Origin of the sequence: Psychrobacter sp. DM4, assembly GCF_051307035.1 — a bacterium.
GTDB lineage: Bacteria > Pseudomonadota > Gammaproteobacteria > Pseudomonadales > Moraxellaceae > Psychrobacter.
In genome coordinates, this window is record NZ_CP195536.1 from 1,196,871 (window position 1) to 1,209,575 (window position 12,705).

At 39.4% G+C, this 12,705-nt stretch carries 7 protein-coding genes, 1 tRNA gene and 1 pseudogene; 3 read left to right on the forward strand and 6 right to left on the reverse strand.

Going from position 1 to position 12,705, the window contains the following annotated elements:
- Positions 1-234 precede the first annotated feature (234 nt).
- Genes ACR64G_RS05195 through ACR64G_RS05205 form a run of 3 tightly spaced genes read left to right on the forward strand, consistent with a single transcriptional unit; the run spans position 235 to position 6,272 of the window.
- Positions 235-804: a hypothetical protein gene (locus ACR64G_RS05195; protein WP_435980451.1), complete on the forward strand. Its 570-nt coding sequence runs from the start codon at positions 235-237 to the stop codon at positions 802-804.
- A complete protein-coding gene (locus ACR64G_RS05200) occupies positions 791-3,103 on the forward strand; it encodes a hypothetical protein (RefSeq protein ID WP_435980452.1) in 2,313 nt (770 codons plus the stop codon). Before ACR64G_RS05195 ends, ACR64G_RS05200 begins: the two co-directional genes overlap by 14 nt.
- On the forward strand, positions 3,096-6,272 hold the full coding sequence (locus tag ACR64G_RS05205) for a site-specific integrase (RefSeq protein WP_435980453.1): 3,177 nt from the start codon (positions 3,096-3,098) through the stop codon (positions 6,270-6,272). The genes ACR64G_RS05200 and ACR64G_RS05205 overlap by 8 nt, the downstream gene beginning before the upstream one ends.
- A 174-nt stretch (positions 6,273-6,446) precedes the next feature.
- Here ACR64G_RS05205 and ACR64G_RS05210 read toward each other — a convergent pair whose 3' ends face one another.
- The 6 genes and pseudogenes from ACR64G_RS05210 to ACR64G_RS05235 all read right to left on the reverse strand — a co-directional run bounded on the left by ACR64G_RS05210 (position 6,447) and on the right by ACR64G_RS05235 (position 12,675).
- A complete protein-coding gene (locus ACR64G_RS05210; RefSeq protein ID WP_435980454.1) occupies positions 6,447-7,148 on the reverse strand; it encodes an IS1 family transposase in 702 nt (233 codons plus the stop codon).
- Between the two features lie 488 nt (positions 7,149-7,636).
- Positions 7,637-9,925: pseudogene (locus tag ACR64G_RS05215) on the reverse strand (YfjI family protein).
- A complete protein-coding gene (locus ACR64G_RS05220) occupies positions 9,900-10,166 on the reverse strand; it encodes a helix-turn-helix transcriptional regulator (protein ID WP_173239350.1) in 267 nt (88 codons plus the stop codon). Before ACR64G_RS05220 ends, ACR64G_RS05215 begins: the two are co-directional and overlap by 26 nt.
- A 126-nt stretch (positions 10,167-10,292) precedes the next feature.
- On the reverse strand, positions 10,293-11,159 hold the full coding sequence (locus tag ACR64G_RS05225) for a hypothetical protein (protein WP_435980455.1): 867 nt from the start codon (positions 11,157-11,159) through the stop codon (positions 10,293-10,295).
- 87 nt (positions 11,160-11,246) lie between these two features.
- Positions 11,247-12,437 (reverse strand): tyrosine-type recombinase/integrase, encoded by a 1,191-nt coding sequence (locus ACR64G_RS05230; RefSeq protein ID WP_435980456.1) that lies wholly within the window; start codon positions 12,435-12,437, stop codon positions 11,247-11,249.
- Positions 12,438-12,598: 161 nt separating this feature from the next.
- Positions 12,599-12,675: transfer RNA gene (locus ACR64G_RS05235), tRNA-Ile, on the reverse strand.
- Between the last annotated feature and the right edge of the window lie 30 nt (positions 12,676-12,705).

The window sequence follows — 12,705 nt, forward strand, 5'->3', positions numbered from 1 at the left end:
AGGTCGACTGAAATAATACGTTAACTTCCTCACCTAACTAAAATTGAAATTTTAAAATACTCTTTAGCCTTTATTGCTTATAGGTTAAAGAGTATTTTTTTTGCTTAAAAAATTGATTACAGATCAATATTTAAGTTATCTAAAGATAAAAATATAACAGCAATATTAAAGGCTTTACAATCGATAAGTTATAACATATCATAATTAGTATGATTCACTATTAACTATATCAAAATGAATATTATTCATCTAAAGCCTGCTCAGAAGTTTATAACTTTCAGTAAATATAATTTGGTTGTTCATCAAGATGCGCAAAAGCCATTGTTGATATGGCATCAATTTAGGCCAAGAATAGCTAGTATAAATATGGCTAGCTTGAATGATTATTATCGACCACCACTACGTTTGGTAAATGATAAAAACGAGACTTATTATTTTTTTAATGAGTTTAGAAGGTTTGATGAAATTCTAATAGAAGAGATGAGTTTACGTCAGCCTTGCTTAGTTGCCGCTGAAAGCCTGAGAGATATTAAGTGCTTAGCTTGGAGTGAGGTTGTCCGGCTGGCCTTCTCAAGGGGAATTAATCATCCTGAATTTCTAAAGGCTTTAAGCTCTAGTGCACCAAAAAGCATTATTTGCGAACTCATGAATATTGATCGCCTGACGGTAGACAATTATTGTAGGTTTGCTGGTATCAGCCAAAGTGCTTATGAGTATCAGCAGGGCAAAGCGGCTAATGATGAGATGATGCTAGGTCTGCCCAAAAGTCTGAATTGGATGGACGCCTCTTATGGGTCACACTAAATTATTTAATGATGTGATCGACAGGCAAGTGTTGAACAAGCTTATCCCAATAGGTTCACCACATCACATACAAATGCGTCAGCTCGTGATGGATGTAATCAGTCTGTTGCCAGATGATGATATTGATTTACTACCCTCAACACTAGAGTCTAATATTGCAGACTTTACTGGCATAGACTGCACTGAGGTAATGACGCAAATCATTCGGGAAGGTAAAACTGGAGAGTGGGCGGTCAGCTATATGCTCATTGTCTTTTATCAGGAGTATGGTGCGATAGACGTTAAGAGTAATGCTTGGCGGTTTATGAGCGGCTACTTAAAAGTGATATTTATGATCACAGCACGCCATGATAAACACTTTGCTAAAATAGATAAGCTTGGTGTGCGTGTTCGTATGGCCCTAAGACCTTCTGATCCACAACGTGGCATTCTCGACCAGTTAATTAGCATTCACGATCAGTGCGATAGCTTGTCCTCATGCTTATCTTATATCAGACAATATGAAGCGAGCGTTAAACAGAAAGAGGCAACAGGTAAAACAGCGAACCAATATCTTGGTAGTAAAATCGGTCAAATCAGGCTGGCTTATGAGGTAGCAATTAATAATAAAACCTTTATTGGCAAAACTTATACTGGGAGCACCAAACGCGTAAAGTCGGCTCAAACCGTCATCAAGACAGTGGTGAGTACTGACAATGAGCCACTACAAAGTATTGTGTTTGGTACGAAACAATCAAACAAGCAAAGTAACGTGGCAATCGCTGAAAATATTGCTGATGACGACGAAGTACCTTTGCTAGACAATGACTTTAAGCCAGCCACACAAATTGCTAAATCTTCTGAGCTACAGCAGTGGCGATTAAAGAACAACCACCAACACGCCCGCCGTAATCAGTTTCATTTCCCAACCAATCATCGTCAGCTAAGCATTACCGGATATCAGATGCTATTTGCCACGCTTTGGCAACGCTTTATGAGTGTTGATAAAGAGGGAGGCACTGGGTATGCCGTTTTAATACTATCACTGTTAAGCGGTCTTAGTATTGATAGCATCATTGCTGATTGGCAATGCAGTCGCAGTCAACGGAAGTATTTCGTCTATGACCGTGTCCGTAAAGTTAGTAGCATTGCCATCACGATTGATGTGACGACCAATACTCGAAGTCATCTTCTTGCCCACAGACAAAGTTATGGCAGTACCTTTTATCGTGCAATTCCTGAAGCTTTACAAGTTATGCTTGAGGATAAAATTACCGTTTCATCCGATACTGTTAAAGACGCTATCTCTTATGCTAAAGATCTGCTTAACCTACCAGCACTGAGTCCGCAGTATATTGAAGTAGGCCTATTTATCCTCATCAAAAACGAGCTTAATAAGCCCTTATATGCTGACCTGATCACAGGTGTTGATGTACGGCATAGCTCTTCGCTGTATTACCTTAGCACTAAAACGGTAGAGCTAGAGCAAACTTATCTAAAAGCGGTACAGCTGATAACTGAATATTGCAATGATGAGCAAAAAGCACTTTTAATAGATGAGTGTAGCGTACCGATGAACGGGCATAGAAGCCACATTGGTAGTGATATGGCACTAAAGACCACAATGTGCCAGCAGTTCTTTAATCAACTGGCTGTCAGTGCCGAGAGCTTTAATGGCAAGCTAAAATCCAACATGGATCGCTATATTACGCAGTTTAATAGCTATAGCATTTGGCTATGGCATATTGTTATGATCCAAACGGGTATCCGGCCAGTCAAGCACGCACCAGGCTTGCTACACCAGTTTGACTTTAAGCGGCGCATGTTATGGGTATCGGACAAAGAAGAGCGTCATGCGCAATCTGATGGCAGGCTCATTCCTCTTAGCAAGTTTTTGATAACGGCTATAAAAAACTATATGACTTATATTGAGCAATTTGCCGCTATCTATAATCCATTATGTCCAGCAGCGCCTTATCCCATCAATGCCATCTTGCAATCAGAACAACCCCTCATTCAAATTTACCAAAAAAACCCAAAAGGCTTCGCCAGTATTACGCCAAGCCGAGTCCGTTATCAGTTGCAAGACTTTTTTAGTCATCAGGATAATTGGCTGCGTCATCAGCTGAGATCCATGCTTACAGGGCGCGTACCTGACTATCTAATTTGCGCGCTTTACGGTCACGAGCATCCTGATCAGGAGTTCATGCACCCGATGTCATCAAGCTCTATCAATCAGCTGCACCAGCTCAGCCCTCATTTAGATGCGATCGCTACAGATCTTCACTTAAAACAAATTGAGGTTCGTCTATATGGATAATATAAGTGCTCATAAACTGCGACAGCTTAATAGAGAAGAATCCAAAAAAAGTGTTAAGCATGACGCTAAAAAATTAATCGAAGAATATATCAATCAAAATTCTATGCAGCCGCCTTGTGAGCTGCAGTATCATTATTCAGCAATTAACCAGTTGCTAGAAGGGACGTTCGACACCGCTCAAAACTTCCAATTGGCTCGGCGTGGGTTTTTAGAGTTTGTTCGTGATTATAATAAAACGCATCAGATATATCTTAATGAGCCTGTGGTACCGATACTGGCAACTCGTGAGCGCTTGACCATTAACTATGATTGGTTTGTGAATGGACGTGCTGTGGCAGACAGTAGTACGACAATGATAGAGGTTTGGCAACGAAAACGGCGTTTCTCAGTAAACGACTTGGTTGAAGGGGTGTTGTATTGCAGCATCATGTATGGTGGTATTAATGACATTGAGGTACTAAGAGCGTTATACGATTGGCTGTTTGGTGAGCGTCAGATGTATCAGATTGACATGCCAGCGACTGATGAAAAAAGTAGGGCAGAGTCAGTGGCTGTGATACCGCTTAGAGTGCGTGATGATAATTATGGCTGCGCGGCTGATGACAGTGAAAGCTTACACCGTTTTGTTGATTATATTCCTGATGATATGAGCTTGTGTTTTTTATATGCTCTAAAGGATAAAGAGTTAAACACGGCCAAGATAAAGTCATTTAATACCATAATTAACGATATTTCAAAAACGCTTAAGCTCACCAATAAAGATAGTGAGCGCCCGCAGCACTCATTGCTTATCAAATATGCCAACTATCACTGGCGGCAAATAGAAGGTAGCCTGATTGATGGTGCGCTTACTGTGGTAAAACAAGGTGGTCTCAAAACCACGGGGCTATCGACTGATAAGCTTATCCATTATAACCGAGAGGACATTAAGTCAAATCCTGTACCACTAACGTGGTCTGAACTGTTTAATGCCAGCTATCCATCACCAATAAAGTCGAATAGCCAAGGCGGTACCATAAACTACCCTAGTTTTAGTAAAAATCTGATCAAAGAAGTTCAAGAGGTACTTAAATCAACCAGAAATGACGCTATTTCCACTATCACAATATTAAAAACAGTCGCTAGCCAGCCCAATGCGAAGCGTTTGCTTAGTTGGGCGTTATCGCTGCTTGATGATCATAGCATTCGGCTTAATACCATCAGTAAATACATCGGCTGCATTGGTCGCGACTGGCTAATGCTAACAATGGATGAGGAAATTAATCAATGGGAGGGTGATGATTTTGAGGAAATCTATGAGCAAATTATTCAAAGTAAGGTTAAAGATGGTCGGAAAAATTCAATCTTAAATAAATCATCTGAATTTAACCGGAGTACTGATGATACAGAAGATGAAGCCAACACACTAGTCGATTCTATTGAACAGAAAGCAGAGCGAAATACTTCTACGCTAGATCATTTAAAGGATAACCAAAAATTCACTTATGGTCGTCTGCGAGCATTTCATGATTATCAGCGGGCGCGTTTCGATGCACCTTATGTGTATTTTCCATGGGGCAATAACCGGCAAGTGGTTAAAGCCGAAATGGTGTCACCGCGTGTATACCAAGCAATGCAAAATTATATTAAAACATCAGAGTTAGAGGTTGAGCAACAGCAGCTATGCCTAATTGTTTTGGCACTTGCTTATCGGACTGGTATGCGTATTAACGAGATCATTGGTATTAAGGTCGGCGATATTGCAGATATAAGCAGTATCAATGGCTATGTCATTGAGAACCCTAAAATTATCCTCAGACCTAACCATTATCGCAGACTTAAAAGCAGCAGCGCTAAACGAGTGATACCGATAGATAGCTTGCTGAAAGCAGATGAGCTAAAGCAAGTTATTTCGTATTATCATCAGCAGCGTAGACTAAAAAGAAAGTATTTATTTTCGCAAGGTTCAGGTGATCAACCACTGCCGCCTGTGTTTTTTAGTAATATGATGAAGATAATTTGGGATCACTTATTAAGCAATCATAGCTTTACTTTTCATAGCTTTCGGCATACGGCACTTAGTCAGCTGGCATTGGTGTTAAGCGGATCACCACTGGCTCAGGTGATGACAGACTATGATAAAGCCCATAGCGATGCTATCGTTAGCGTTGTGCTTGCTAATAACAAAGAAAAGGGGATGTGGTTTGGGCTAGCTAGTCTTGCCGGGCATTTAACGCCAGACACTACATTTGAGTACTATATTCATACCGCTCATTTGCTGGCTGGCTGGCAAATGAGTCAAGCTAAGCTTGTTATGCCTGTGACCGTATTTGAGATGGTAACAGGTATTAGTTATCAGACAGTGAATAGGCAAGAAGGTAGAGCATATGATGGCAGTACTAAACAGGTTAATCTTGATAAGATGCGTGGCTACTTAATTAACAAAGTTGTGAGCAAAGAGTCTTTATTTGTCGATAACAGTACATCAGTTAATGTAACTTACCCGCAAAACATAAAAAATGATGCGGTAGATACTCAGTTATCTATATTTATTCATCCAAAAATATACGATGTGATTGCGCTATTAGAGGAACTACAGACAGTAAATGTTGATAAACGAGCAGGGCAGTTGGCAGAGGTCGCACTTCGGCATGGTATCGCTATCAGTGATGCTAGAAAAATTTACAATAATGCTTGCCAGCTGTTTACCGATGATAGACTAATTTTAGGTGCACCTACCGGACATAAGAACCAAGAAGTTTTAGTGACTGCGCTTGATCGTGCGTATCAAATGTCAATTGATGAGCCTGCTAGACTGAAGTCGTTTGTGGAAATATTTAAAGATAAACACAACCTAAATACCTCATCGATTCATTTTGGGATTAAAGAGACCCGGCTTGAGATGCTACAGCAGTTCGTCACAGTAGGTTGTCAGCTTATCGATGCCAGTCATTGGCAGATTAGGGCGCATAGCGAGCAAGCAGTGCGTAATATTAAAAAAGAGCTAGGGCTTGATAGCGCAATACGTGTCGGCGCTCGTGAGAATTTCCATGGTTATGAGGTAAAAGTGGTACAGAAGAAGCACAAGCTATCTAATAAAAACATGGCTATCACTGATGAATATTACGGCTCTTCAGGATTACTGAAGTATGTTGGTCACACTTTAATGATATTGGTTAGACAAGAATAGATTTAAAGAGTTATTTTATATACGTGTCAAAAATATCATAAATTATAATCTAGACTTTTGTCAGTTTTGTCAGTTTTGTCAGTTTTGTCAGTTTTGTCAGTTTTGTCAGTTTTGTCAGTTCGGTTTGAGGTAATATATTAAAAAAGTGGTGGTGTTCTAAAAAGTATGCCGGCATCAGACGTAACCATAATTGACATAAAAGAACACCAGATCGAATACTTTAAAGTGATTATCAAGCTTTTTTGAGAAGCAACAAGTCTTTCTAACCGCTCGTCTTAACCGGTGTCTAAGACGGCAGTTATTACCTTCAATACCTACCGTATGTTGTTTGCCAATTCGTTTGTTATCACTTTTAAAGGCGGTTATAAAACTGTCCCAGTTATCCATACTAATAGAGCCATAGCTGACTTTAAGTTGCTCAAGACGTGCTCTTAGCTTCTTAGCCGTTTTCAAATCACGTTTGCCCCAGACATAAGCGACAATCTCATTAGTAGCACGGTCATAAGCGTAGATGAGCCAGACTTTACGCTTCTTGCGATACACGTAAGTCCAGAATTCATCAACCTCTAAGCGTTCATAGTAGCGCTTCTTAGGCGCGATCTTATAAACAGACGAGCCTATGGTGCTCAATACTTTACCGATACTGACTGAGGCTATAATAGCTACGTCTCTAACGCCGCAACCTCTAACCGTCATTAGCTGTATAATGTCTTCTATTTGAGAGTGACAGCCATTATAGTTTAAGGCATGGTCGCCAATGAACTGGCGGTTGCAGCCCTTACATTGGTAGTTTTGCTTACCATAGCTTTTTATGCCATTTTTCTTTGAACTGGGACTGTGACAGTCGGGGCAGCTAATATCTATTTGTGTCTTCATAACCTCAAATATATCATCTTGCTTTGGCTGTCACCCTTCTTTTAACTCCTCAGCATACTTTCTGATACACCACCGATAATTTTAATCTGTTGGCATCGCTAACAGACTAAAGTAAATCACTCTCCGATGTATTTGCGGCAGTTCAAAACATTTTATGTAGATTATTCTCTATTCTTGGCGCTGGAGCTTTACCTGTACTCACTTTTTTTAGATAGGATACTCCCTACCGTCAACTCCGTACATATACAATACATGGCTCATAGTGGTGATGCTAAAGAGCTGCTGGTTATCCTTGAGGTAGCGTAATTCACTAATAGTTCGCTAAATGAACTAGTTACAAATGTTGCATCGATTGTAGAAACTAACACTAAATATTAAAAAAGTATTATCTAACAATAGCGCTATAATTCTGTACTGACAAAATCTAAATTTGAAAAATAAAAAAGGCGCTATTTTTCAATAACGCCTAGATGCTGCACTGACAGAACCTATAAAAGCTCTCTTAATCTTGAGTTGATATAGTAACGCTCCGTTGGTCGCCCGCCTTGTCCTGTACTTTCAATTGACTGCCATGTTAGCCAGTCATGCCCTACTAAAATATCAAGCGCGTTCAGTACGTCTTCGCTATCAGTTAAGCCTTTCCAGTTTTTGCGGTGCAAGTCTCTTGCAGTGAAGCCATGGTTTACCCAGTCGGTTTTGTCAGTTTTGTTACCTCCATTCTTAATCATTTTTATTATTCTATCAGCTAAATTAGAGGCTTTAATATTGGCGCTATCGGTCACTATGCTATAAATACGCATCATGTGAGTTTCTAACATATCATGCCATGCGAGGGCTGCATCAAGCGCTATCATACTGACTGCACCTAATGACGCGCCATGTTCGATGCAATCGACTAAGTGAAATATAAGCGCTAATGACGCTATAGTTTTGGGATATTTAGTTATATGCTCAGCTATCACGCTATGTTCACACTCATCAGCTTTAGCTTTTTGCTCATCGTACCAATTCATAAACTTTTTATAAGCGTCATCGGTGAAATGATAATAAGGTCGCTTGTGATAGTCATCGACTGGGTTTGCGCCATACTTGATGAAATCACATAAACTCATATTGTCGATGGTTTCAAACAAGTCATACACAATCTGCCTTATCTCAGCATTGGGTGCTATATCACGCTCTTTTAGCCCTTTGATATGGTCAGGATAGACGGCAAGCTGAAAACGTTGCATCAGTCCATCATTATCTAACCCCTTGATGGTTTTTTCTAAGTAGCGTTCAAGCTTGTTCGGTTGTATGCCACCGACAACAGACAAGCAATGATGTTCAATAAATATCGAACCTCTAATCACTCTATCCATAACATGGCTGCCAGTACCGTTAAAGGCTTCAAGATAGAAGTTGCGAGCATCATTATTTTGCTCACCGTTAAACGAGGCAAGTAAAGCTGTCAGTTCGTCACGTTCCACTAGCAAGCCATTATTGGTTTGGGTTAGTATCTCGCCTAGCTTTTGATGAGTACCATCATTAGCTATGTAGCGCTTCATAATGGGCTCGCTTTCATTAGCTTGCTGGGTTTCGGCTATCGTTTGCGCTTTTGCTTTGAGATCGTCATCAGTGATTTTGTGCTCAGCATCATCAGCTTGCTGAACTTGCTCTCTAGCAAGTTTTTGTAATTCACTTTTAACGGCTTTGGTCTTAAATTCATTAATCTCCTTTTATGCTGCAAAGTCTTTTTGTGATTGCTCATAATCTGCTTTTGCTTTATACGTTAAGTTTTTAAGTGGCTTCATGCCAGCATCAAGTGCTGGGCTTTTTTTAGTCGATGGATTCCCAATAATAGCGCCCCATATATTTGGTACGATTTCCCAATCATCGTACATCTTTGGGTAAATACTAACCTTTGTACCGATGACGCTTGCTAACGCAGTTATCAGAGGTATTGCGATATATTCAGGTGGGGTGCTTAGGCGCTCAGCATGGTTATTCACGTAACGCTGTAAGCTATCAGGTAGCATTCCATCAGTTACATTCTTAACTGGTGGCAAGATTTGGTTAATCAGTTTTGGCTTTGGTTTGCCTAGCGTCTGTAAGTCGATAACCTCTGCATCAGCTATTAAGTCATTATAGCTAGCCCCATACTGTATAGCTTCATATATGGGCGTATGTTCACATACAACTGCTTTAACATTCATCCCCTCAAGCTGTTTTAACTTTGCTTTATCGGCTGGCAGGGCAGTCACAATAATGGTTAACTGTCTTACTTTTTCAAACTCTGCTACCGTCTGCCTAAATAGACTAGGTACTATGCTAGTAATAACACTTGCTCGTACACCTGCATCTATATAAGAGTTATAGCAATTAATGGCATCGGTCAGGTTATCAATAGCTATAATCACATCATTAAAACCCATAGAGCCCAATATAAAGGCGCTGGGTTTGGCGGTGTCGGCTATAAAAGGTCTGCCTTTGCCATTAACCGGTACGCTGGCAAGGTTCACTATTTGCGCTTTGCTATCTTGCATGACTAATCCTAGGGAATTAGCGGTACCTAACTTTATTTCTCCTTTTAGTTGTCCAGAAAAAATGGTAATATCACAATGTAGTTTGTAGATATTAGTGTTTCCATGATTATTGATAAGGTTTTCTAATATTTCGTTGCCTGCTACGTCTGCCAACGTAGCTGCTTCACAATCAGTTAAATACTGACCTAAGCCCATGCTTTGAGCATGGGCTTTTTCTTTGTTTGAATTAATCATTAGTTTCCTCCTGCACATCAGAAGGATTTAGGCTTTGCTTTTCTAGCCACTCTAGAACGTCCGCATTTCGCCAAGCCACCATTTTTGGAGATAGTTTAACACTTGCAGGAAACCTACCATCGTTACTCCACTCATGTAAAGTCGTTCTCGAAAATGGTAAAAGTGGCAGAATGTCTTTTGCTCTAGACATTCCCTGAAGCGGCAAAAGGTTACTAACCACACTTTTTTCAGTTTGGGTATTCTTTGTAGAATCTTTCATTCTAGCGTCTCCGTATATTACGATGATTATCCACCGCAACGAACAGTTACGGTGTAGCTAGAATATAAGGTAGGAATCATACATAGTCATCGCAACTTGCGACTTGCAAATCGCAACTTGCGAAAATTAGTCTAAACTACGTTTGTTAGCTTCTGTGAAGATCTTTTCAATATTGCTCTTGCTGAGCTTTGGAGTCTCCTTAGCAGTGATGTGATCAACTATTTCACTTTGATTAACAAAATTGATTTTGTTCTTTTTCTCAGTAGATAAAACTTTGGACTCTTGGTCTAATCCCAATATTATATCCTTAAGAGCGAATATAAGACGATAGGCGCTGTCCTTCACATCATTTAGATTTTCAGTAGGTTCTTGAAGTTGAGTAGCTCGCAGATCTCTCTTTAATCTATCGACTTCTACCTCTAATAGGTTTCTACCACGTTTTAAACGTTCAATATGCTCTCTAGCTTCTTCAAGTTCATTTTCTAAATAATCGTTTCTTTGCTTGTTTTTATATTCACTGACTATATCTAGTAATTCTTCTTTATCAAAAACTATTTCGCATTTCAAACCAGTTTTTAGGTGTTTTTCATTTATCTTGTCATTTATATTATATAAACAATAACCTAATGAAAGATCCTTATTTTTTAGATTTTCATTACTAATACTATAGATCTTAATTTTTTGAGCTACAGGATTTCCAACTCCTAAGATAGCTTCAAGACAAAATTCTGAAAGGAATATGTTTTCGTTAGATAACTTAAATATACCCGAAACATAAAACTCTTCTTCAAAGAGTTTGAAGACATAGTCAATACCTCTCAAAACTGTTCCATTTTTAGTAAGGTGGGCAGCACCTTTGTAGTCAAGATAGGGGGTCAATTGACCAGATTCTATTCTTCTATACACTTCAGTGTCACTTATGCTTTTATCTATCATATCTTTGAAAAGTGCAACAGAGTCTTTAAAATTATAAAAATCACTACTTTTTAACATAAAAATTGCTCTATAAGTTGAAATAAAATAAATTTTTTGATAAAAATTGCTCTATAAGTTGAAATAAAATAAATTTTTTGATAAAAATCAATAACCTTTTCGAAAACTATTATCTATAAAATCTGCCCACGCATTCATCATATCTCGACGATAATCTAAATGTTGGGCACCGTTATATGCTTTACTAATTTTGTTCTCTTGCTCATGGGCGAGTTGTAGCTCTATAGCCTCATGCATATAGCCCTGTTCGTGAAGGGTGGTGCTTGCCAGCCCTCGGAAACCATGCCCCGTCATTTTGTATTTATAACCCATCTGATAAAGCACGTTAATAAAAGCATTTTGGCTGTAAGGTTTGCGAGTTGAAGGGTTGTAGAATACGTACTGCTCTGAAAAATTCAGCTCTTTAATTTGTTGTAATATATCTATGACCTGCGGTGCAAGAGGCACAATGTGAGGTCTATCCATCTTCATTTTGTCTGCAGGTATACGCCAAATTTTATCCTTCCAGTCGATTTCTGACCATTCCATAAATCTGATCTCATTAGTTCGTACAAAGGTATAGCATAAGAACCATAGACCTAGTTTGACTGGGATATGGCCAGTGTAGTCATTGATATCTTGTAAAAGTTTTGGTAACTCTTTTGACGTAATACGGCTGTGATTTTTAGTCTTATGCGGTTTGATTGCCGCTGATAAATCTGCCGCAGGATTTGATGTTGCTATACCTATGCGAATAGCATGTTTAAATATCTGTCCAACCTCTGCCATTATACGTCGCGCCATTTCATTAGCGCCACGAGCCTCGACATTCTTACCAATCTTCAAAATATCAGGTGGGGTAATATCATCAATTAGTTTATGACCAATAATCGGTTTAACGTCACGCATATAGGCTGAATAATTACGACTAAACGTACTTGAGGCTAAAAAGGTCTTGCGATCCGCATACCAAGCTTGTGCAATAGTATCAAAAAGTCTTAAACCGTCTTGTTCAGCAGCTTTCTCTTTTTTCTTATCCTTCGGGTTAATACCTTCACTAATTAACTGTTTTATTTCTAGGTTACGCTGGCGTGCTTGTTGTAATGTGATTAGTGGATACTTGCCCAAAGTGAGTGATTGCTGTTTACCTTGCCAGCGGTAAGCACTGACCCAGACTTTGTTTCCCGTATGTCTTACCCACAGTTGAAGGCCATCGCCATCGCTATGCTTGTCAGGGCGGCTAGGGGTGCATTTTTCACTTGGTGTTAATTTATTGATAATCGTATGAGTTAATGTCATGTTGGTATATCTCCGCGTTGGTATAATCTATACCAACAAATATACCAATATTCTATATGGTTCGCCATATACCAAGGTATTCTTAAATCTGCCGAAACCCCATAAAAAAAGGCTTGCCGCATCGCTGCGAACAAGCCTGATTTCTTTATGTACTATAAATATGGTGGGCCCAGTAGGACTTGAACCTACGACCGAACGATTATGAGTCGTGCGCTCTAACCAACTGAGCTATGGGCCCTAACGGTAGACGGATAATGATACATCATTT